Source organism: Oryzobacter faecalis (assembly GCF_046764005.1).
GTDB classification, from domain to species: Bacteria; Actinomycetota; Actinomycetes; order Actinomycetales; family Dermatophilaceae; genus Oryzobacter; species Oryzobacter faecalis.
In genome coordinates, this window is record NZ_JBKOFW010000006.1 from 221,076 (window position 1) to 242,077 (window position 21,002).

Consider the following 21,002-nt stretch of genomic DNA (forward strand, 5'->3'; position numbering starts at 1 on the left):
GGGCTCGCGTCCTCGACTACGATTCGGCCCCATGGCGAACGGGGGCACGCACCGTGCACGTCCCCGCACCGCGGCCCTCGACGGGCTGCGCGGTGCGGCGATGCTCCTCGTGCTGCTCTCGCACGGATGGGCCCTGTGGTCCACCGCCCCCCTCGAGGGCTTCCCGCCGCTGCTCCACGTCCTGCAGAGCGGCAACCTCGCCGTCTCGGTCTTCCTCGTCGTCGCCGGCTTCCTCCTCACCCGCTCGCTCATCGGGCCCGGGACCGAGGAGGACGACGCGGGCCGGGTCGGCACCATCGCCGCCGCCCGTCCCCTCGAGGCGGTGCTCTCCCGCGTGGTCCGGGTCAGCGCCCAGGTCTACGTGCTCCTGGCCGTCGTCGTCGTCGTCGCCCTCGTCGACCCCAAGGAGCTCCTCACCCTCGACATGACGTTCGCGACCGTCGTCGCCGTCGCCACGTACACGTGGAACTGGTACCTCCAGACCAGCTCCCCCGTCGCCCGCCCCGACCTCGGGCACCTCTGGTACACGGCCGTCTACGTGCAGGTGACCATCGTCCTCGTCCTCCTCGTCCGCTCGCTGCGGCACCGGCGCCTCGTCCTCCTCGCGCTCGTGGCGGCGCTGCTCCTCGCGTGCACCGCATGGCGTGCGCACGTCGGGGTCTCCGAGGGCGCCTACTTCTCGCTGCTGCGCACGACGACGCGGATGGACGGGATGCTGTGGGGGGCGCTCGTCGCCCTCGCCTGGCCGTGGCTGGTCCGTGCCCGGGCCCACGCGACGACCATCGCCGGCTGGTCGCTCCTGGGGCTGCTCGGGCTCGTCCTCGCCATCGGCAACTCGATGACGTACATGGGCTGGGGCGGCGTGGGCGTCAACCTCTGCGTCGCCGCGTTCGTCGTCGCGACCCCCGGGCTGGCCGAGCACCCGCGGTGGGAACGGCTGGTCGCGTGGTCCCCCCTCGTCGTCCTCGGACGCAGCTCGCTCGCTGTGTACGTCTGGCACTACCCCGTGTTCTTCATGATCGCCCGGCACGGTGGCGCATGGCCCACGGCCGCGAAGGTCGGGCTGGCCGTGGCGGTCATCGTCGTGGCCGTGCTCCTCACGACCCGATGGGTCGAGCGACCCGCGGCCCGCGCCATGGACCGGCTGCTCCGCCGGGAGGGCGCGCTGGCGCCGGCCGGGGAACCCTTCCGCGAACCACGTCGCTGAGGGTCCGCGTCCCCGCGGTCAGCCGCGGCGGCGCAGGCGGGCGAGGCCGCCGAGGACGCGCTGCACCGCGGCGTCCGAGATGCCGAGGCGGCGCTTGGCCCGGTCGTAGAGGTCGAGGGCGCTGCGGTCGGCCCAGATGGCGACCCGCTTCACACCGTCCCCGGGGCGCGCCCGGTAGTTGGTCGAACGGCGGACCGGTTCGTCCTCGACGGTGAAGTAGTAGAGCGCGAGCGACCGGCGGGCCTCCCCCTCCGGGCAGGTCAGCGGGTCGGGGTGTCCGTGGAAGCTGTCGAGCGAGGTCGTGAAGACGAGCATCCGGTTGCCCCGAGGGGTGACCCGGGCCCGGCACGCGGTCATGCCGGCGTCCCAGAGCTCGAGCTGGCCGCCCCACTCCTGCGGCCACTCCTCGTTGAGGTACAGGAGGATGTTGACCCGCCGCGCCCAGGTCTCGTGGACGTGGTGGGTCGAGAAGTCCGCGTGGATGTTGAGGTGCCCACCGCGCAGGGTCTGGTGCAGACCCCCGCCGTCCATCGACCAGTCGGCGATGAGCCCCCGGATGCCTGTGAGGCCCTCGAGGTAGGTGACGAACTCGGGCGAGCACAGCTCCTTGGCGACGGCCGACAGCGTCGAGCCCCACGTGTCCGGCGCGGTGTTGCTGTACTTCGTCTCGTTGACGTGCAGGTACCCGCGCCAGAACGGGTCGTCGACCCCCGGGAACTCGGCCACGGCCGCCTCGAACGCCTCGGTCGTGAGGACGTCGTCGACAACGGTGTGCGGGAACGGGACCGCCGCGGCGTACTCGGCCGAACGCCGCGGGAGCTCGGCGCGAAGGCGCCCGAGGTCGACGAGGGAGCCGGACATGGCGCCTACTATGACACGACGGCTGCGCAGGTTACCGGTGAGTCACCTACACTGCCTCCGATCCCCTCCGTCGTACCTGGTCGGCACCGCCGCCGAGAGGACTGCTCCATGACCGTCGAGCCCGCCGACGTCATCGTCTCGCCCCGCGTCGGCGTCCTCGTCGTCGCGTACAACGCCGCGACGACCCTCGTCCGCACCCTCGACCGGCTGCCGGCCTCCTTCCGCGCCACCGTCGACCACGTCCTGCTCTCCGACGACGCGAGCCAGGACGACACCTACGCGGTCGGCCTCGACTACCGGAACACCACCGACCTCCCGCTCACGGTCGTCCGCCACGACAAGAACCTCGGGTACGGCGGCAACCAGAAGGCCGGATACGCGTGGGCGATGAGCCACGGGCTCGACGTCGTCGTGCTGCTCCACGGCGACGGCCAGTACGCCCCGGAGGTCATCGAGGACCTCGTGTCGCCGATCCTCGAGGGCCGCGCCGACGCCGTGTTCGGGTCCCGGATGATGGTGCGCGGGGGTGCCCTCAAGGGAGGGATGCCGCTGTACAAGTTCGTCGGCAACCGGATCCTGTCGACGTTCCAGAACGCGATGACGGGGTCGCGCCTCTCCGAGTGGCACAGCGGCTACCGGGCCTACCGGGTCGACGCGCTGCGTGACCTCGACCTCGCCTCGTACGCCGACGCCTTCGACTTCGACACCGAGATCATCCTCGGGCTCATCGCGGCCGGGAAGCGCATCGCCGAGGTCCCGATCCCCACGTACTACGGCGACGAGATCTGCTACGTCAACGGCCTGGGGTACGCCAAGGACGTGGCGAAGGACGTCATCCGCTACCGCGTGACCCGGATGGGCTTCGGTCAGGGGTCGACCGGCGTCGACCCGACCGCCTACGAGCTCAAGCCGTCGGTGCACTCCAGCCACGGGCGCCTCCTCGCCTGGCTGGCGGCCGCCCCGCGTGGCGAGGTCCTGGACGTCGGCTGCTCCGACGGACGGTTCGGCGCCCTCGTGCGCGAGCAGGGCCACCGCGTCCACGGCGTGGACCTCGTCAAGCACGACGGCGTCGGGGAGCGCCTCGACGGCTTCGTCGAGGCGGACCTCAACACCGGGCTCCCCCGAGAGGTCGGCGGCGGCTTCGACCGGGTCGTCGCGGGCGACGTCCTCGAGCACGTCGTCGACCCCGCCGCCCTCCTCAGCGACATCGCCGCGCGCCTCGCGCCGGACGGCGAGATCCTCGTGTCGGTGCCGAACTTCGGCCACTGGTACCCCCGCGGCAGGACCGCGCTCGGGCTGTTCGACTACGACACCCGCGGGCCCCTCGACCAGGGCCACGTCCGCTTCTTCACGCGCCGCAGCTTCGAGCGTCTCGTGCGGTCCTGCGGCCTGCGGGTCGTCGAGCGCGACGTCGTCGGGGTGCCCGTCGACGTCATCGAGCGCGGCGGCCCCGGAGGCCGCGTCGCCGACGCCGTGCGCGTCGCGAGCCGGGCCGAGCGGGCCGCGGCCCACGCGTGGCCGACGATGTTCGGCTACCAGCTGCTCTACCGCCTCGCTCCGGCGTGACCGCTGCGGCGACGAGCGCCCGCCGCGTGCGGGTCGCCTCGGTCCTCGGCTGCCTCGTCGGAGCCGTCGCCCACCTCTCGGTGCTGCTCGACCTGCGCTGGGCGCCGGGCCGGACGGCCATCGAGCTGCGGTACGCGTCGAACTTCTTCGAGCTCCAGGCGGCCTCGCTGCTCGAGGGACGGCTCGACGTGCCGGAGGGCAGCCTGGGCATCGAGGGCTTCGTCGTCGGCGGCCGCACCTTCATGTACTTCCCGCCGTTCCCGGCCCTCGTCCGCATGCCCGTCATGCTCGTCACCCGCGAGTTCGACGGGCGGCTCACGGTCCTGTCGATGGCGCTGGCCTGGCTCGTCCTCGCCGTCGTCGCGACCCGTCTCGTGTGGCTGTGCCGTCGGGTGGTCCACGGGCCCGACCGCCCTGTCGGCCGGCTCGAGGCCGCGCTCGTCGGCGTCGTCCTCGCCGCGATGACCGGAGGCACCGTCCTCACCTTCGACGCCTCGCTGCCGTGGGTCTACCACGAGGTCTACACCTGGGCCGTGGCGACGGTCGTCGGCGCCCTCTACTGGCTGGCGCGCGTGCTCCACGAACCGTCGCGCCGCGCGCACGGCTGGCTCCTGGCCTTCGCGGCCGCTGCGGCGCTGACCCGCACGACGGGTGGGCTGGCCGTCTGCGGGGCGATCGGGCTGGCCGCCCTGTGGCGCTGGGCCGCCGGGCGTCGAGTGCGCCCGGGCCGGGCGGTGGTCGCCCTCCTCGTCGCCTCGCTGGTGCCGGCGCTCGCCTCGGTGACCCTCAACCTCGCGAAGTTCGACCACCCCTACCTGTTCCCCCTGCGTGAGCAGGTGTGGACGGAGGTCAGCGAGCAACGCCGCGAGGCGCTCGAGGCCAACGGCGGCACCATCACCGGTCCCCAGTTCCTCCCGACGACGTTGCCGACGTACTTCGGCGTCGAGGGCATCCGCTTCACGCCCTGGTTCCCCTGGGTGTCGGCGCCCGCCGACCCGCCGCCGGTGCACGCCGACGCCGTCTTCGACCAGACGTACCGGACCGCGAGCGTCACCGCGACGACGCCCCTCCTGCTCCTCCTCGCGGCACTGGCACTGCCCCTCGCGCTCACCCGCCGGGCCGCGACGAGAGCGGTGCTCGTGCCCCCGCTCCTCGGGTCGGCGGCCGTCGGGATGGGCGTGCTCATGTACGGGTACATCGCGAACCGCTACACGAGCGAGTTCGTGCCGTTCCTCGTCGTCGGCTCGGCGGTGACGGTGGCCACCCTCGCGCCGTACGCCCGGCGGCTCGGGCCCGTCGTCGGCGGCCTCCTGCTCGCGGGCGCGGCCGTGCTCACCGCGTACTCGCTCGCCGTCCACGCCCTCATGGGTCTGACGACGAGCGCGGTGACCGCCGGTGGGGACAGGCTCGTGCGCCACCTCGAGTGGCAGCGGGCCCTCTCCGGCGGGGAGGGGTCGGCGCAGGCCGGTCTCGTCGAGCAGGTCGACGGACCGCCCGCCGCGCCCGGGACGCCGGACACGCTCGCGATGACGCCCGGTTGCGGGGCCCTCTACCTCGCGACGGGCGACCGGTACGAGCCCTGGGTCCTCGTCGAGGAGCGACCCACGGTGCTCGAGGTCGGCCTCGGTCGCGACATCGAGCCGGGCACGGTCCGGCTCGCGAGCGTCCTCGCGACCTCGGTGCGCGACGTCGACCTCGAGGTCCGCGACGACCACCACGTGCGGGTGGTCGTCCGCGACGCCTACGCCACGGTCGAGGGCCCGTGGTTCGGCGTCTACCCGACGACGACCTTCCGCCTCGCCATCGCCCCACGGCCCTCGGCCCAGCTCGCGACGGTGACGACGACGCCGGGCGGCTTCGTCGCCCAGGTCCCCTACGTGCGCCGGGACCTCGACTTCAACTCCGCACCGGGCCGGGTCGTCGTCGATGCCGGGGCCCCGGCCCGAGCCCGTGCCCTCGGGGCGACCGTGGTGCCGCGCGAGGGCCGTCCCCCCGCCCTGTGCGAGGGCCTGGCCCGCGACGCAGGCGTCCCGGGCACCGAACCGTGAGCGCGCCGGACGGTGGCCGCCCGCTGCGAATCGGCGTGCTCGCCTGGCGCGACGTGCGGCACCCGGAGGCCGGCGGGTCGGAGGTCTACGTCCACGAGGTGACCACGCGGTGGGTCCGCGAGGGCCACGACGTCACCGTCGTCTCGGCCCGTCCCCACGGGCTCGCCCGTGAGGAGGTCGTCGACGGCGTCCGGCACGTGCGCGGCGGCGGGCGGCTCGGCGTGTACCCGTTCGGCCTCGCATGGGTGGCGCGGCACCGCCGCAGGCTCGACGCCGTCGTCGACGTCGTCAACGGCATCCCCTTCGCGACGCCGCTCGCCCGTCCCCGGGTCGTCGTGGCGCTCGTCCACCACGTCCACCGCCGGCAGTGGCAGCTCATCTACCCCGACTGGCGCGGACGTGTGGGCTGGTTCGTCGAGTCACGGGTCGTGCCGGCGCTGTACCGGGGGCGTCGCTTCGTCGCCGTGTCGGGCGCGACGCGGGAGGACCTGGGTCGGATCGGTGTCGACGCCGCGCGGGTCACCGTGGTGCGCAACGGCCTCACACCCCGCCCGCTCGCCGACGTCCCGCCCGGCGAGGAGCCCCGCGTCGTCGTCCTCACCCGACTGGTCCCCCACAAGCAGGTCGAGCACGTCCTCGAGGTCGCGGCGCGGCTGCGAGCGCGGCACCCTCGGCTGCGGGTCGACGTCGTGGGCGACGGCTGGTGGCGCGACCGGCTCGAGGCGCGCACCGCGGAGCTCGGGGCCGGCGACCTCGTGACCTTCCACGGCCACGTCGGCGACGGTGAGCGGGACGCGCTCCTGGCGCGGGCCCGGGTCATGGTGCTGCCGTCGGTGACCGAGGGGTGGGGCATCGCCGTCACGGAGGCGGCCGTGCAGGGCACCCCGACGATCGGCTACCGGTCGAGCGGGGGGCTCACCGAGTCGGTGGTGGACGGCGGCACGGGGTGGCTCGTCGACGACCTGGACGGGCTCGTGGCGCAGGTGGACGCGGTGCTGTCCGGTCGGGTGGACCTGGCGGGGACGTCCCGGCGGGCCCGGGGCCGGGCGCTGACCCTCGACTGGGACGAGACGGCCCGCGAGCTCCTCACGGTGCTGCGGGCGGAGGGTGCGGGCTGACCCGCGGGCGGCTCAGCGGTCGCCGTAGACGATGATCTCCTGGTTCGCCGGGTTCTTCTCCGGCGCGGCCGTCTGGGCCGAGACGAGGCTGAAGAGCGCCACCGTGGCGAGCACGACCCCGGCGACGGCCGGGGCGACGATGTTGCTGATCATGACGTCCTTCCTCGAATGGGCTACGCCACAGTAACAGAGCCCGAACGGCCGCCACGCGAGCTTCGGGGGCGCGCCACGACGAGGGTGACGAGGAGCACGAGCAGGTCCACCGCGGCGACGAGGGCGACCCGCCACCCGGGCACCTCGAGGGCGGCGCCGGCCCGGTCGTCGGTGCCGGTCACGCCGAGGAGGACGAAGGCCGGACCCTCGACGGCCGGCTCGGTTCCCGACGTGGCGAGGAGCGCGTCGAGGAGGTCGGGCGCGGCCGGGTCGTCTAGGGCGACGAGAACCCACCGGACGCCCAGCGCCGCGAGCCCTTCGGCGGTTCCCGGCCCGGGGTCGTCGACGAGGGACCCGATCCGAGCGGCGAGGGGGTCCTCACCGCGGACGACCCGGTCGGCGAGGACGAGGTCGTCACTCGTCACGACCCGGGCGTCGAGCCACCGCGATGCCGGGTCGTAGGTCGTGTAGGGGCCGGCCCAGGCGAAGGTGCGGTACAGCCGCCACGGGGTCGACGCGACGAGCCCCGGGTCGGCGGCGACGACCTCGGCGGCCCGCCCCAGCTCGGTCGGGTAGGCGACGGGGGTGAGGACCCGGTGCACCACGACCGTCGCGTCGGGCAGGAGGGCGAAGGGGGCGACGACCACGAGCACGAGGGCCGTCGGGGCGAGGGCGCCGGCGCGCCTGCGCACGAGCCGCAGCAGCCGGTCGGCGGTGACCGCGGCGGCGACGACGGCGAGCGCGACGAACGCAGCGAGCCACTTCTGCGCGTCGCGCAGCAGGCCCAGCCCCGGGACGACGGCGGTGAGGTCGGCGACGACCTCGCCGGCCACGGGGAGCGACGTGAGCGCGGCGAGGGCGAGCGAGCCGAGACCCAGCGCCCACAGCCGTCCCGACGGCCGCGCGGGGCCTGCGCCGCTCCGGCGGGCCGCGACGACGAGCACGACCACGACGAGGCCCGCGGTGAGGTGGCCGAGCCAGCCGGTGCGGCTGCCGGGGACGCTCTGGCCGTCCCAGATGCCACCGAGGCCGACGAGCGACAACAGGGCCGGGCCAGGGCGTTCGGCGCGGGCGGCGAACGCCGCCACGGCGGCCGGGTCGGACACCGCGCCGGCCCCACCGAGCAGGGCCGGGAGCAACCAGGGCAGCTGGACGAGGCCGGCGAGGACGACGACACCGACGTCGCGACGGTGACGGACGGCCAGCACGACCGCGGCCGCCCCGGCCAGGAGGGCACCGGTGGGGGTCAGCGCGCCCAGGAGCAGCCACGGCGCGACGCGTGCCGCGGTCCCGCGTCGTCCCGCGTCGCGGCCCGGGCGGACCACTGCGAGCACTCCGAGGACGGCCGCGTACCCGGCGAGGAGCGCCCACTGACCCAGACCGAGCCGCTCGACCACGAAGGGGTTCCAGACGGCCAGCGCCCCCGCCAGGGCGCGGGGCGCGACACCGAGCCCCCTGACCGCGCGGTGCCCCGCCATCCCAGCGGCGAGGAGGACGCCGACGACCGCGACGCGGCCCACCACACCCCCGTCGACCACTGTCGAGAGGACGGCGACCACGGCGTCGAGGGGTGCGGCGCGCGGCGAGCCGGTGCCGAGGCCGAGCGCCTCCGGCCGCAGGGGCAGCGCCGGGGTGAGGACCAGGTCGCGCGCGAAGGGGTACCCGCCACTGGTCAGCAGGGGCCGGCACAGGACGACGACCGGCACGAGGACCCAGAGGTCGAGCAGTGCCTCGACGCGCCGCTGGGGACGCACCTCCCTGTCGTCGGTCACGACGTCGCTCTCCCTATGCTGGCGCGGTCGTGGACACCCTAGACCGGAGGAGGTGGCTCGCCGTGGACGCTGCGGACGCCCCGGGCCGAGGGCCCGCCGGCGACGGTGGCTTCGACGCGCGGTGGCCCCTCGTCGACGCGGTCCCCGGGTGGCTGACCCGCGAGCAGGCGCGCGTCCTCCACGACGCCGTCCTCGCCGCTCCCCCGGACCCGTGCGTCGTGGAGATCGGGTCGCACCACGGGAGGTCGACGCTCGTCCTCGCCGCCTCCCGGCCCGACGTCCGCGTCACCGCCGTCGACCCGTTCGTCACGGCCCGCCTCTTCGCCGGCCCGTCCGTTCGGGAGTCGTTGGAGGCGAACCTGGCGTCGGCCGGCGTGGCGGACCGCGTCGACCTCAGGGTGACGACGAGCCGCGCCGCCCGGGCCACCTGGTCGGGAGTGGTCGACGTCCTCTACGTGGACGGCAAGCACGACGTGTGGACCGTGCGCGACGACCTGCGCTGGGTGGCGCACGTCCGCCCGGGGGGCGCGGTCCTCGTGCACGACGCGTTCTCGTCGGTGGGGGTCACGCTCGGCCTGCTCCTCCGCGTCCTCCCGCGTCGCGAGCTGCGCTTCGTCGGGCGCACCGGGTCGCTGGCCCGCTTCGTCGTCGGTGCCCCGACCCTCGGGGACCGGGCGCGGATGGTCGCGGGCCTGCCGTGGTTCGCGCGCAACCTCGTCGTCAAGGTGCTCCTGCGGCTGCGGTTGGGGCGGGCGGCGCGGGTCCTGGGCCACGACGACCGCGACGACCCCTTCTGAGGCGCACGACACCCCTCGAGGCCTGGTCGCGCCGGCCCTACGCGGTGGTAACTTTCGCCGGTGGCCAGCGCGGACCGGAAGGGCGGTGTCGTCGGCGGCGCCGTCGTCGCCGCCGCGATCGGCGTCATGAACCTCACGACCTACGGCCTGACCCTCGCCACGGCCCGCGTCCTCGGTCCCGACCAGTTCGGGCAGTTCTCCTCGGTCCTCGGCGCGCTCATCGTCGTCAACGTCGTCTCCCTCGCCCTCCAGGCCACCGGCGCCCGACGCGTCTCGACGGCACCCGGCGACCGGCAGGTCATCGAGCGCACCGTCCTCCGGTCGACCGCGGTCAGCGCCTTGGGCGTCGGCGCCGTCACGGTCCTCGCGGCACCACTGGTCACGGCCGGTCTCCGGCTCGACTCCCCCGTCGGCGCGCTGGCGATGGCGGTGGCCGCCGGGTTCCTCACCCTCATGGGCGGACAGGCCGGCATCCTCCAGGGCGAGCAGCGATGGGTGCCGCTCGCCGGGGTGTATGCGTCGATGGGCGTCGCCCGGCTCGCGTGCGGCGGCATCGCGCTCCTCGTCGACCGGTCGGCCGCGGCGGCGCTCGTCGGCGTCGCGGTGGGCGCGGCCGTGCCGGTGGTCGTCGCCGCGCTGGCGCTGCGGCACCCGGCCCGCACGGCGGGCCGCCCCCCGGTCGGCGCCGAGCCCGTCGAGTCCTGGCGCGCGTGGGAGCGCGGCGGCATCGCCCGCGAGGTGGCCCACAGCGCGCACGCGCTCCTCGCGTTCTTCGCCGTGTCGAACGTCGATGTCCTCCTCGCCCGCGCCCTCCTCGACGACGTGCCGGCCGGGCACTACGCCGCGGGACTCGTCCTCACCAAGGCGATGCTCTTCCTCCCCCAGTTCGTCGTCATCGTCCTCTTCCCCGCGATGGCCCGCTCCCGCGGCGGACGGCGCACGCACGTCCTCGGGCTCGGCGCCATCCTGGGGCTCGGCGTCGTCGCCGCCGGGGCCGTCGCCGTGGCCTCCGGCCTCGCGCTGGCGTTCGTCGGCGGGCCGGCCTACGAGCCCGTCGAGCCCGCCCTCCCCCTCTTCGCGGTGCTCGGCACCGTGCTCGCGATGGTCCAGCTGCTCGTCTACAGCGCGTTGGCGCAACAGCACCCGAGGGCCGTCGTCTCGCTGTGGCTCGCGCTCGTGGTGACGGTGGCCCTCTCCCCGCTCGCCGACTCCGCCCCGCAGCTGCTCGCCATCAAGCTCGGCGTCGACGCCGTGCTGCTCGCCGTGCTGACGGTGCACCTGCTCGTCGTCACCCCACGCGCCGCCGACCCGCCCGCCCCGCCGGTCGTCGAGCCCGCGATCGCCGAGGACACGAGCTCGCCGGAGCAGCCCGCCGTCCGCTGACGGCCGACCCGCGCCGCCGTGGTCAGTGGGCGGCGTCGTGCCAGGAGCGGCCGACCCCGACGCTGACCTCGAGCGGCACGTCGCCGAGGTCGAGGGCCGCACCCATCTCGCGGCGCACGAGCTCCTCGACCTTGTCGCGCTCGCCGGGGGCGACCTCGAGGACGAGCTCGTCGTGGACCTGGAGGAGCATCCTCGACGTCAGCCCCTCCGACCGCAGCGCGCCGTCGACGCCCTTCATCGCGAGCTTGATGATGTCGGCCGCCGACCCCTGGATGGGGGCGTTGAGCGCCATCCGCTCGGCGCCCTCGCGGCGCTGGCGGTTGTCGCTCATCAGGTCGGGGAGGTAGCGGCGCCGGCCGAGCATCGTCGCCGTGTAGCCGGTGGCCCGCGCCTCGGCGACGACCTCGCGCAGGTAGTCGCGGACCCCGCCGAACCGGGCGAAGTACTCGTCCATGAGGCCCTGCGCCTCGCCCGTGCTGATCGTCAGCTGCTTGGACAGACCGAACGCCGACAACCCGTAGGCGAGGCCGTACGACATCGCCTTGACCTTGCTGCGCATCTCGAGGGTGACGTCCTCCGGCGCGACGCCGAAGACACGCGCCCCGACGAAGCGGTGCAGGTCCTCACCGCTGCGGAACGCCTCGATGAGCCCCTCGTCGCCGGAGAGGTGGGCCATGATCCGCATCTCGATCTGGCTGTAGTCGGCCGACATCAGCGACTCGAAGCCCTCGCCGACGACGAAGACCTCGCGGATGCGGCGGCCCTCCTCGGTGCGGATCGGCACGTTCTGCAGGTTCGGGTCGGTGGACGACAGGCGCCCGGTGGCCGCGATCGTCTGGATGTACGTCGTGTGGATGCGCCGGTCGGGGGCCACCGACTTGATGAGCCCCTCGACGGTGACCCGCAGCCGCGAGGTGTCGCGGTGGCGCAGCAGCGCCTCGAGGAAGGGGTGCTCGGTCTTGGCGAACAGGTCGGCGAGCGCGTCGGCGTCGGTGGTGTAGCCGGTCTTCGTGCGCTTCGTCTTCGGCATGCCGAGCTGGTCGAAGAGCACCTCCTGCAGCTGCTTGGGCGACCCGAGGTTGACGTCGCGGCGGTCGATGGCCGACCACGCGTCCTCCTGCGCCTGGCGCATCTTGGCGCCGAAGTCGGCCTCGAGGGCGGTGAGGGCCGCCTCGTCGACCGCGATGCCCGTGCGCTCCATCACCGCGAGGATGTCGACGAGCGGGAGCTCGAGGTCGGCGAGCAGCTCGGTACCGCCGGTCTCGTCGAGCTTCCCGGCGAGCGCGGCCGACAGCTCGAGGACGGCGCGCGCCCGGACCATCGCGTCGCGCGAGGCGGCGTCGTCGTCGGTGGCGAAGTCCAGCATCCCCTGGTCGGAGGTCTCGGCCTCGGCCTTGAGCTCGCGGCCGAGGTGGCGCACGACGAGGTCCTCGAGGTCGTAGGACCGCTGGTCGGGCCGGACGAGGTAGGCGGCCAGGGCCGTGTCGCTCGTGATGCCGCGCAGCTCGAGGCCGCGGGTCGAGAGCGCCTGGACCTGCTCCTTCGCGTCGTGGAGGACCTTGGGCGCCTGCGGGTCGGCGAGCCACGACGCGAGGACCGACTCCTGCTCGGGCGTCAGCGCCGTGAGGTCGAGGTAGCCGGTGGCGCCGTCCTCCCCGGCCAGGGCGACGGCGCCGGCGTCGCCCGACCCGCCGCGGTAGTGACCGACGACGACCACGCCGTGCGGCACCTGCCGCCCGTGGGCCCCGTCGCCGAAGCGCACCGCGAGGTCGCTCGCGGTGAACACCTCCTCGCCGAGGTCGAAGCCGCCCTCGACCTCGTCGGCCTCGACCTCGAAGGTCTGGAACAGCCGGTCGCGCAGGACCCGGAACTCGAGGCCGTCGAAGACGCGGTGCACCTCCTCGCGGTCCCACGTGTGGCGCTCGAGGTCGGCGAGGCGAAGGGGGAGCTCGAGGTCGTCGACGAGGCGGTTGAGGCGCCGGTTGCGCAGCACGGCGTCGAGGTGCTCGCGCAGGTTCTCGCCGGCCTTGCCCTTGATCTCGTCGGCGTGCGCGACGACGCCGGTGAGGTCGCCGTACTGGGTGATCCACTTCGCCGCGGTCTTGGGGCCGACGCCGGGGACGCCCGGCAGGTTGTCGCTGGACTCGCCGACGAGGGCCGCGAGGTCGCTGTAGCGGTTCGGCGGGACGAGGTACTTCTCCTCGACCGCGGCCGGGTCCATGCGCCACACCTCGGAGACACCGCGCACGGGGTAGAGCAGGGTCACCTGGTCCGAGACCAGCTGGAACGCGTCGCGGTCACCGGTGCAGACGACGACCTCGGCCCCCTCGGCGACGGCCTCCTTCGTCAGCGACGCGATGACGTCGTCGGCCTCGAAGCCCTCCACGCCGACGTGCCTGATCCGGAGCGCGTCGAGGACCTCGCGGAGCAGCGGCAGCTGGCCGGAGAACTCGGTGGGTGTCTTGGAGCGCCCCGCCTTGTACTCGGCGTACTCCTCGAGCCGGAAGGTCTGGCGCGAGACGTCGAAGGCGACGCACACGTGCGTGGGCGCCTCGTCGCGCAGGACGTTGATGAGCATCGAGGTGAAGCCGTAGACGGCGTTGGTGTTCTGCCCCGTGCTCGTGGAGAAGTTCTCGACCGGGAGGGCGAAGAAGGCACGGTAGGCGAGCGAGTGGCCGTCGAGGAGGAGGAGCTTCACGCGTGGCAGCCTATCCACCATGACCGACACCGAACTGATCCACCGGATGGGCATCGAGGTCGTCGAGGCGAGCGCCGAGCGCCTCGTCGCGACCATGCCGGTCGCCGGCAACACCCAGCCCTACGGCCTGCTCCACGGCGGCGCCTCGGTCGTCCTCGCCGAGACGCTCGGGTCGATGGGCGCGGCCCTGCACGCCGGTCCGGGCAAGGCCGTCGTCGGCCTCGACATCAACGCGACGCACCACCGGGCCGCGCGCTCCGGCCACGTCACCGGGACCGCCACCGCCCTGAGCCTGGGCCGGACCCTCGCGTCGTACGAGGTCGTCGTCACCGACGAGGACGGGAGGCGGATCTGCACCTCGCGGATCACCTGCCTCGTCCGCGAGGCCGCGCCCGGGGCGTGACCCGGACCACCGCGTTCGGTCAACCTCCGGACAAGCGTCGGTCTGCCCCCGGTCAGGGTTCGGTCAAGCGCAGGTCAAGAACGGCACCTGCGGCCCGTTAGGCCGATCGGGCTGTGGCTGAACGGCCGACGCCGGGCCCCTGGCCCGCGGTCACGATCGTCGGGTGTCCCCTGCTCCCCTCTCACGCCGGTCGACCGCCGCCGCCCTCCTCGCCTCGGCCCTGGACACCGTGGCGCCCGGTGCGGCCGGCCGCGCGGCGATGCGCGCGGCAGCCGCTCCCGCCACGGCCCCCGCCGTCGACCCGGCCGTTCCGTCCACCAACGCCCAGGTCACCGGTGCGCCCGTCCGGGTGAGGGCACCGAAGGCGGCCACCGTCGACCGGGTCTACCGGCCGCGCGTGCCGCTCTCGGAACCTCGCACCAGCACGGCGTCGTCGTGGAGCCGCAAGGTCGGCATCGGCCGGATGACGAGCGGCAGCTCGGCGTCGACCTCGGCCGAGGCCGCCCTCCACCTCGCCCGGCGGGCCTCGTGGGGTGCGACCCCCGGGCTCGTCGCCGAGATCCGGGCCGCCGGCGCGACGGCGTGGGTCGACGCCCAGCTCGCCCCCGCAGGCATCGCCGACACGGAGATGGACGCCCTCCTCGCGGCCCAGTGGCCCCGCCTGTCGATGGCGATCTGGGAGGTCCACGACGCCTACTGGCCGAGCTCGACCGGCGACCTCGGCAACGACCTCGTCCAGTCCTACGTCGCCCGGGCCCTGTGGTCCAGGCGTCAGCTCCTCGAGGTGCTCGTCGACTTCTGGACCAACCACCTCGTCGTCACCGCCCCCTGGGGCGACGCGTGGGACAGCGCCCACCGCTTCCACGCCGACGTCATCCGCAAGCACGCCCTCGGTCGCTACGCCGACATGCTCGTCGCGGCCGCCAAGCACCCGGCCATGCTCGAGCAGCTCGACAACGCCTCGTCGACCAAGCGCGCCCCGAACGAGAACTTCGGCCGAGAGGTCCTCGAACTGCACACCGTCGGCCACGACGGGGGCTACCTCGAGTCCGACATCCTGCGCTCGGCGCTGGTCCTCACCGGGATGTCGGTCGACGACGAGTCCGGGGAGTACCAGTACCGGCACATCCGCCACCACAAGGGCCGCATCGACATCCTCGGCTTCTCCCACGCGAACGACTCGGCCTTCGGCGAGGCGGCCGGTGTCGCCTACCTGACCCACCTCGCCCGCCACCCGAGGACGGCCCGCCGGATCGCGACCAAGCTGTGCGTGCGGTTCGTCGCCGACGCACCGCCCGCAGCCCTCGTCGACCGCCTCGCGCAGGTCTACCTCGCCAACGACACGCGCATCGCCCCCGTCGTGCGCGCCCTGCTCCTGTCCCCGGAGTTCGCCGCGTCGACGGGCCAGAAGACGAAGCGGCCCCTGGAGAACCTCGTGTCGACCGCCCGCGTCCTGGGCGCACGGCCGGGCGCCGACACCAAGGACTGGCTGCGCGAGCTGCTGTGGGCGGCCCGCGTCGCCGGCCAGGCGCCGATGGCGTGGCCGGCACCCAACGGCTACCCCGACGTCGCCGGGGCCTGGGCCGGGGCGGGCGCCGTCCTCGCGTGCTGGAACTGGCACATGTCGCAGGGCTGGGAGGCCACCTCCTCCACCCCGGAGATCTCCTACCCGGCGCTGCGCACGCTCCTGCCGGCCACGCTTCCCGCCACCTACGGCGGCTATGTCGACGCCCTCGCGACCCGTCTGCTCCACGCGCCCCTCCCGGCGACCAAGCGCGACGCGGTCTGCGCCTTCCTCGACAGGACCGCCGCGACCGCCCTCAAGCCGACCGACCCCGCCGTCGGGTGGCGCCTGCCCTACGTCGTGGCCCTCGTCCTCGACTCCCCCGAGTTCGCGACCCGCTGAGGACGTCCCGATGACCGACACCACGACCGACACCACGACCGACGCCGCCACCGACCTGACCGCCGTCGGCCACACCGGATGCGGCTGCCCGGAGGGTGTGGCGGCCGGCGTCTCCCGTCGCGGCCTCCTCGGCGGCGCCGGCGTGCTCGGTGCCGTCGCGGGCGCCGTCACGGCGGCCTCCCCCGCCGAGGCGACCACCCGCTTCACGTTCGCGGACGCCGGCTACACCGGCGACACCCTCGTCGTGCTCTCCTTCCGCGGCGGGTTCGACGGGTTGTCCGCCGTGGCGCCGGTCGACGAGCCGGCCTATCACGCCGCCCGGCCGAACATCGCCGTCCCGCAGTCGCGCGGCATCGCCCTGACGTCCAAGTTCGCCCTGCACCCGGCGCTCGCCCCGCTCCAGCCGCTCTACGCGTCCGGGAAGCTCGCCGTCGTCCACGCCATGGGCCAGCCGAACCCGACCCGGTCGCACTTCACCGACATGGACGAGATGGAGCGCGCCGCCCCGGGCTCGTCGCTGCGCACGGGCTGGCTGGACCGGATGGTCGGCGCGACGACGACACCCGGCGCGTTCGCCGGGACCTCTCTCGGCTCGACCACCTCACCGCGCTCCTTCCTCGGACCGGCCACCGAGCTGTCCCTGCGCTCGGTCGACCAGTTCTCGCTCTCCGGACCCTGGGACGCGACCGAGACCACCCGCTGGACCACCGCGCTGCGGGCCCTGCACGTCGGGGCCGCCGAGCCGGTCGGCGTCCCCGCGCGCTCGACGCTCGACGCCCTCGCGACGACGACGGCGCTCAAGGCCGCCGGCTACACCCCCGCCAACGGGGCCTCCTACCCCTCGGGCGGGCTGGGTGAGGCGCTGCGCGACACCGCACGCCTCGTCAAGGCCGGGGTCGGGCTGCGCGCCGTCACCGTCGACTCCGGCAACTGGGACATGCACGCCGGCCTCGGCCGCGTCGACAGCGGGTGGATGGCGCGCCAGCTCACCGAGGTCGGCCTGGCCCTCGCCGCCTTCATGACCGACCTGGGCAGCGCCGCCGACCGGGTCACCCTCGTGACGCTCTCCGAGTTCGGGCGGCGGGTCGCCGAGAACGGCTCCGGCGGAACCGACCACGGCCACGGCAACGTCTCGTTCGTCCTCGGCGGCGGCGTCGTCGGCGGGGCCGTCTACGGGGCGTGGCCGGGGGTCGGCCCCGACCAGCTCCAGGCAGGTGACCTCAAGGCGACGACCGACTACCGCGTCGTCCTCGGCGAGATCCTCGAGCGGCGGTGCGGCCTCGCGGCGAGCACCGTCCTCCCGGGGCTCCCGACGCAGCGCCTCGGGCTGGTCCGCGCACGCTGACGCGTCCCCGGCCGCGGAGGGGCGGTCAGGGGGCTCGTCAGAGGGTGCGGGTGGCCGCGAACGCGCGGCTGCGCAGCGAGCGACGACGACGCATCAGCTCGTTGCCGGTCTCGCAGGTCTCCGGCGCCAGCTTGCGGCGCAGCGTGGCGGTGGGGACGACCCGGCGGACGATCGTCGAGGTGAAGCCGAGCCGGGCGAAGAACCGGTTGGCGTCGCGGCTCGTCGTCGGCACGTTGGACACGACGATCTCGCAGCCGGACCGCTCGGCGGAGGTGAGGATGGCGCCGATCAGCGACTTCGCAACACCGTGGCGACGCACCTCGGGCCCCACCCACAGCTGCTCGATGGCGAGCTCGGCCGTCGGGCTGAGGCCGAAGGGGTTCTCGGTGGCGATGGCGTACCCGACGGCCTCGCCGTCGAGGCGGGCGACGAAGGCCTGCACGCCCGGGCGGCGCAGCGCCGTGGTGAGCCGGCCGTCGGTGACCGCGCGCGCGGCGGCCTCCTTGCTCGAGCCACCGTCGATGCGCGCGGCGAGCCACAGGCCCGTGATGTCGCGGAGGTCGTCGGGGTCGACCGGGGTCACGTCAACCGTGCGCCTGGCCACGGCACCTCCGTCATCGTCGTCACGGCTCGCTGTCCGACCGCGTGGGAGCACTCCCAAGCACCCGACCCTAGACCCCGGCGGGCGCCGGGGGAAGCCCGGGGGACGGACAGCGGACCGGGGTGTCTAGGCTGCCACGGTGACCAGCGCCTTTCCCGGCTTCGGGACCGTTCTCAACGTCCTCACAGTCGTCGTCGGGGCCGGGCTCGGGATGGCCGTGGGTCACCGGCTGCGCGCGCACACCCGCGACGTCGTCACCGACTGCCTCGGCCTGGTCACCCTGCTCGTCGCCGCGCTGTCGGCGTTCTCGGTCACCGACGCCGCGCTCGCGGACGCCGTCGGGTCCGGCGCACCGGTACTCGTCGTCCTCGGCTCGCTGCTCATCGGGTCGGTCACCGGCTCGCTGCTGCGGATCGAGGAGCGCCTCGAGGGGCTCGCCGGCCGGGTGCAGGGCTGGGTGTCCCGCCGCTCGAGGAGCGAGGGCGGCACCGACCACGCGGCGCGCGAGCGGTTCATCGAGGGCTGGCTCACCGCGTCGCTGCTGTTCTGCGTCGGTCCGCTGACGATCCTGGGCTCGCTCAACGACGGGCTGGGCCGCGGCATCGACCAGCTCGCCCTCAAGGCGGTGCTCGACGGCTTCGCGGCCCTCGCCTTCGCCGCGAGCTTCGGTGTGGGAGTGCTGATGTCGGCCGTCTCGGTGGCGGTCGTCCAGGGGCTGCTGACCCTCGTGGGGGTGCTGCTGGGATCGGTGGTCCCCGACGCCCACATCGCTGCGCTGACCGCCACCGGCGGTCTCATGCTGGTGGGAATCGGGTTGCGGCTGCTGCGGATCCGCGAGGTACCCGTGGGCCACATGCTGCCCGCCCTGATCGTGGCGCCGGTGCTGACCCAGCTCGTCGTCTGGCTGCGCTAGCGAGCCCGTGGCGCGCCGTGGGCTCAGGCCTTCTCCATGCCGGCGATCACGGCGTCCGCGACCTCCTTCATCCCCATCCGGCGGTCCATGGCGGTCTTCTGGATCCAGCGGAACGCGTCGGCCTCGGAGATCTTCAGCTTGGCCATGAGGACGCCCTTGGCGCGGTCGACGGCCTTGCGCGTCTCGAGCCGCTCGCCGAGGTCGGCGACCTCCTCCTCGAGCGCCTTGAGCTCGCCCCAGCGGGAGAGGGCGATGTCGATCGCCGGCGTCACGTCACCCGCGGTGAACGGCTTGACGATGTAGGCCATCACGCCGGCGTCGCGCGCCCGTTCGACGAGCTCGGTCTGGCTGAACGCCGTGAGCATGACGACGGGGCAGATGCGCTCCTTGCCGATCTGCTCGGCGGCGGTGATGCCGTCCATGACCGGCATCTTGACGTCCATGATGACGATGTCGGGCTTGAGCTCGAGGGCCATCGCCACGGCCTGCTCGCCGTCGCCGGCCTGGCCCACGACGTCGTAGCCCGCCTCGCCGAGCATCTCGGCGAGGTCGAGGCGGATGATGGCCTCGTCCTCGGCCACGAGGACGCGACGGGGCGTGCGAGGGGCCTGGGCGGCGGTCGTCTCACTCATGTGCCGGGAGCGGGACTTGAACCCGCACGCCCTCGCGGGCAGCGGATTTTGAGTCCGCCGTGTCTGCCATTCCACCACCCCGGCCGGGGCGCGCCGTCAGCATACCGAGGCCCTTCGCACCGGCCGGCGACCGCTCAGGGCCTGAGCTGGCTGTACGCGGGGGCGACCCGGTTCTTCGCGTCGCCGATGCGGTGCACCCGCAGCGCGTTCGTCGAGCCGGGGATGCCGGGGGGCGAGCCGGCGACGATGATGACGAGGTCGCCCTCGACCACGCGGCCCGCCGCGAGGAGCACCTCGTCGACCTGCATCGCCATCTCGTCGGTGTGCTTGGCGTCGCCGACGAGGAAGGTCTCCACGCCCCACGTGAGGGCCAGCTGGCTGCGGGTCCACTGGCTGGGGGTGAACGCCAGCATCGGGATGCGCGGGCGCACGCGCGACAGCCGCCGCGTGGAGTCGCCGCTCATCGTGAACGTGATGAGGTGCTTGCAGCCCAGGAGCTCGCCGATCTCGGCGGCCGCCGCGGTGACGGCTCCGCCCTTGGTGTGCGGGCGGCTGCCGAGCGGGGGGATGCGGTGCAGGCCGTGGTCCTCGGTGTTCTCGATGATCCGGGCCATCGTGCGGACCGCGGTGAACGGGTGCTTCCCGACGCTCGTCTCGCCCGAGAGCATGAGGGCGTCGGCGCCGTCGAGGACGGCGTTCGCGGCGTCGGAGGCCTCGGCGCGCGTCGGGCGGCTGTTCTCGATCATCGACTCGAGCACCTGGGTCGCGACGATGACCGGCTTGGCCTGGCGGCGGGCCAGCTCGCACGCGCGCTTCTGGACCAGCGGCACCTCCTCGAGCGGCATCTCGACGCCGAGGTCACCACGGGCGACCATGAGACCGTCGAACGCACGGACGATGTCGTCGAGGTTCTCGACGGCCTGGGGCTTCTCGATCTTCGCGATGACGGGCAGGCGGATGCCCTCCTCGTCCATGATCCGGTGCACGTCGAGGATGTCGTCGGCGTTGCGGACGAAGGAGAGCGCGATCATGTCGGCGCGCATCCGCAGCGCCCAGCGCAGGTCGTCCTCGTCCTTCTCCGACAGGGCGGGGACCGACACCGAGACGCCGGGCAGGTTGATGCCCTTGTTGTTCGACAGGGTGCCGCCCTCGACCACCTCGCAGACGACGTCGGTGGCCGTGACGTCGGTGGCGACGAGGGCGAGCTTGCCGTCGTCGATGAGGATCCGGTCGCCGGCCGTGACGTCGCCGGGCAGCCCTGCGTACGTGGTGCCGACCTCGTTGACGTCGCCGGGGACGTCCCTCGTGGTGATGGTGAAGCTCGCGCCGCGGACGAGCTGGACGGGGCCGTTCTCGAACCGGGCCGTGCGGATCTTGGGGCCCTGGAGGTCGACGAGGACGCCGACCGCGCGACTCTCGGCGTCACTGGCGCGACGCACGTCCATGTAGACGCGCTCGTGGTCCTTGTGGTCGCCGTGGCTGAGGTTGAGCCGCGCGACGTCCATGCCCGACCGGACGAGCTCGCGGAGGTTCTCGGACGAGCTGGTGGCGGGTCCGACGGTGCAGACGATCTTCGCGCGACGCATGCTCGAACCCTAT

General features: G+C 74.0%; 17 protein-coding genes and 1 tRNA gene. 10 read left to right on the top strand and 8 right to left on the bottom strand.

Annotated elements, in window-relative coordinates; translation table 11 throughout:
- The first annotated feature begins 31 nt into the window (after window positions 1–31).
- Entirely contained in the window at window positions 32–1,207 is a 1,176-nt protein-coding gene (locus tag ACK8HX_RS13345) for an acyltransferase family protein (RefSeq protein WP_411941198.1), read from the top strand.
- A gap of 18 nt (window positions 1,208–1,225) precedes the next feature.
- Here the strand turns inward: ACK8HX_RS13345 and ACK8HX_RS13350 are convergent, their stop codons facing one another.
- Entirely contained in the window at window positions 1,226–2,068 is an 843-nt protein-coding gene (locus tag ACK8HX_RS13350) for a 2OG-Fe(II) oxygenase (RefSeq protein WP_411941199.1), read from the bottom strand.
- Window positions 2,069–2,176: 108 nt separating this feature from the next.
- Between ACK8HX_RS13350 and ACK8HX_RS13355 the strand changes: the two genes are divergently transcribed.
- Genes ACK8HX_RS13355 through ACK8HX_RS13365 form a run of 3 tightly spaced genes read left to right on the top strand, consistent with a single transcriptional unit; the run spans window position 2,177 to window position 6,800 of the window.
- Complete coding sequence (locus ACK8HX_RS13355; RefSeq protein WP_411941200.1) at window positions 2,177–3,634, top strand: bifunctional glycosyltransferase/class I SAM-dependent methyltransferase; 1,458 nt, start codon at window positions 2,177–2,179, stop codon at window positions 3,632–3,634.
- Window positions 3,631–5,682 (top strand): hypothetical protein, encoded by a 2,052-nt coding sequence (locus tag ACK8HX_RS13360; protein ID WP_411941201.1) that lies wholly within the window; start codon window positions 3,631–3,633, stop codon window positions 5,680–5,682. Before ACK8HX_RS13355 ends, ACK8HX_RS13360 begins: the two co-directional genes overlap by 4 nt.
- A complete protein-coding gene (locus ACK8HX_RS13365; protein ID WP_411941202.1) occupies window positions 5,679–6,800 on the top strand; it encodes a glycosyltransferase family 4 protein in 1,122 nt (373 codons plus the stop codon). Before ACK8HX_RS13360 ends, ACK8HX_RS13365 begins: the two co-directional genes overlap by 4 nt.
- Window positions 6,801–6,812: 12 nt before the next feature.
- Here the strand turns inward: ACK8HX_RS13365 and ACK8HX_RS13370 are convergent, their stop codons facing one another.
- Entirely contained in the window at window positions 6,813–6,953 is a 141-nt protein-coding gene (locus tag ACK8HX_RS13370; protein ID WP_411941203.1) for a DUF2613 family protein, read from the bottom strand.
- Window positions 6,954–6,973: 20 nt separating this feature from the next.
- Entirely contained in the window at window positions 6,974–8,725 is a 1,752-nt protein-coding gene (locus ACK8HX_RS13375) for a hypothetical protein (RefSeq protein ID WP_411941204.1), read from the bottom strand.
- 62 nt (window positions 8,726–8,787) lie between these two features.
- Here ACK8HX_RS13375 and ACK8HX_RS13380 point away from each other — a divergent pair, with 62 nt between their 5' ends.
- Both ACK8HX_RS13380 and ACK8HX_RS13385 read left to right on the top strand, forming a co-directional pair.
- A complete protein-coding gene (locus ACK8HX_RS13380; RefSeq protein ID WP_411941205.1) occupies window positions 8,788–9,522 on the top strand; it encodes a class I SAM-dependent methyltransferase in 735 nt (244 codons plus the stop codon).
- Between the two features lie 60 nt (window positions 9,523–9,582).
- Window positions 9,583–10,905 carry a lipopolysaccharide biosynthesis protein gene (locus ACK8HX_RS13385; protein ID WP_411941206.1) on the top strand — a complete coding sequence of 441 codons (1,323 nt, stop codon included), beginning with the start codon at window positions 9,583–9,585 and terminating at the stop codon, window positions 10,903–10,905.
- Between the two features lie 22 nt (window positions 10,906–10,927).
- Here the strand turns inward: ACK8HX_RS13385 and polA are convergent, their stop codons facing one another.
- Window positions 10,928–13,624: a DNA polymerase I gene (gene polA, locus ACK8HX_RS13390; RefSeq protein ID WP_411941207.1), complete on the bottom strand. Its 2,697-nt coding sequence runs from the start codon at window positions 13,622–13,624 to the stop codon at window positions 10,928–10,930.
- On the opposite strand from polA, the gene ACK8HX_RS13395 reads away from it, so the two are divergent.
- The 3 genes from ACK8HX_RS13395 (at window position 13,623) to ACK8HX_RS13405 (ending at window position 17,257) form a co-directional block, all read left to right on the top strand.
- Window positions 13,623–14,006: a hotdog fold thioesterase gene (locus tag ACK8HX_RS13395; protein WP_411941208.1), complete on the top strand. Its 384-nt coding sequence runs from the start codon at window positions 13,623–13,625 to the stop codon at window positions 14,004–14,006. The genes polA and ACK8HX_RS13395 overlap by 2 nt on opposite strands.
- Before the next feature lie 163 nt (window positions 14,007–14,169).
- On the top strand, window positions 14,170–15,912 hold the full coding sequence (locus tag ACK8HX_RS13400) for a DUF1800 domain-containing protein (protein ID WP_411941209.1): 1,743 nt from the start codon (window positions 14,170–14,172) through the stop codon (window positions 15,910–15,912).
- A 10-nt stretch (window positions 15,913–15,922) separates the two neighbouring features.
- On the top strand, window positions 15,923–17,257 hold the full coding sequence (locus tag ACK8HX_RS13405) for a DUF1501 domain-containing protein (RefSeq protein WP_411941210.1): 1,335 nt from the start codon (window positions 15,923–15,925) through the stop codon (window positions 17,255–17,257).
- A 37-nt stretch (window positions 17,258–17,294) separates the two neighbouring features.
- Here ACK8HX_RS13405 and ACK8HX_RS13410 read toward each other — a convergent pair whose 3' ends face one another.
- A complete protein-coding gene (locus ACK8HX_RS13410; protein ID WP_411941211.1) occupies window positions 17,295–17,840 on the bottom strand; it encodes a GNAT family N-acetyltransferase in 546 nt (181 codons plus the stop codon).
- 157 nt (window positions 17,841–17,997) lie between these two features.
- On the opposite strand from ACK8HX_RS13410, the gene ACK8HX_RS13415 reads away from it, so the two are divergent.
- Complete coding sequence (locus tag ACK8HX_RS13415; protein ID WP_411941212.1) at window positions 17,998–18,771, top strand: DUF554 domain-containing protein; 774 nt, start codon at window positions 17,998–18,000, stop codon at window positions 18,769–18,771.
- A gap of 23 nt (window positions 18,772–18,794) precedes the next feature.
- Here the strand turns inward: ACK8HX_RS13415 and ACK8HX_RS13420 are convergent, their stop codons facing one another.
- The 3 genes from ACK8HX_RS13420 to pyk all read right to left on the bottom strand — a co-directional run bounded on the left by ACK8HX_RS13420 (window position 18,795) and on the right by pyk (window position 20,989).
- Window positions 18,795–19,403, bottom strand: coding sequence for an ANTAR domain-containing response regulator (locus ACK8HX_RS13420; protein ID WP_411941213.1), 609 nt, complete (start codon window positions 19,401–19,403; stop codon window positions 18,795–18,797).
- 1 nt (window position 19,404) lies between these two features.
- Window positions 19,405–19,487: transfer RNA gene (locus tag ACK8HX_RS13425), tRNA-Leu, on the bottom strand.
- 50 nt (window positions 19,488–19,537) lie between these two features.
- The gene (gene pyk / locus ACK8HX_RS13430) at window positions 19,538–20,989 is read right to left on the bottom strand and encodes a pyruvate kinase (protein WP_411941214.1); all 1,452 of its coding nucleotides are present in this window, start codon (window positions 20,987–20,989) and stop codon (window positions 19,538–19,540) included.
- Window positions 20,990–21,002 lie beyond the last annotated feature (13 nt).

Excerpts from the sequence above, each read along its gene's own strand:
- ACK8HX_RS13345 (WP_411941198.1), top strand. The coding sequence starts at position 32 with ATGGCGAACGGGGGCACGCACCGTGCACGTCCCCGCACCGCGGCCCTC.
- ACK8HX_RS13350 (WP_411941199.1), bottom strand. The coding sequence starts at position 2,068 with ATGTCCGGCTCCCTCGTCGACCTCGGGCGCCTTCGCGCCGAGCTCCCG.
- ACK8HX_RS13355 (WP_411941200.1), top strand. The coding sequence starts at position 2,177 with ATGACCGTCGAGCCCGCCGACGTCATCGTCTCGCCCCGCGTCGGCGTC.
- ACK8HX_RS13370 (WP_411941203.1), bottom strand. The coding sequence starts at position 6,953 with ATGATCAGCAACATCGTCGCCCCGGCCGTCGCCGGGGTCGTGCTCGCC.
- ACK8HX_RS13395 (WP_411941208.1), top strand. The coding sequence starts at position 13,623 with ATGACCGACACCGAACTGATCCACCGGATGGGCATCGAGGTCGTCGAG.
- polA (WP_411941207.1), bottom strand. The coding sequence starts at position 13,624 with ATGGTGGATAGGCTGCCACGCGTGAAGCTCCTCCTCCTCGACGGCCAC.
- ACK8HX_RS13405 (WP_411941210.1), top strand. The coding sequence starts at position 15,923 with ATGACCGACACCACGACCGACACCACGACCGACGCCGCCACCGACCTG.
- ACK8HX_RS13420 (WP_411941213.1), bottom strand. The coding sequence starts at position 19,403 with ATGAGTGAGACGACCGCCGCCCAGGCCCCTCGCACGCCCCGTCGCGTC.
- pyk (WP_411941214.1), bottom strand. The coding sequence starts at position 20,989 with ATGCGTCGCGCGAAGATCGTCTGCACCGTCGGACCCGCCACCAGCTCG.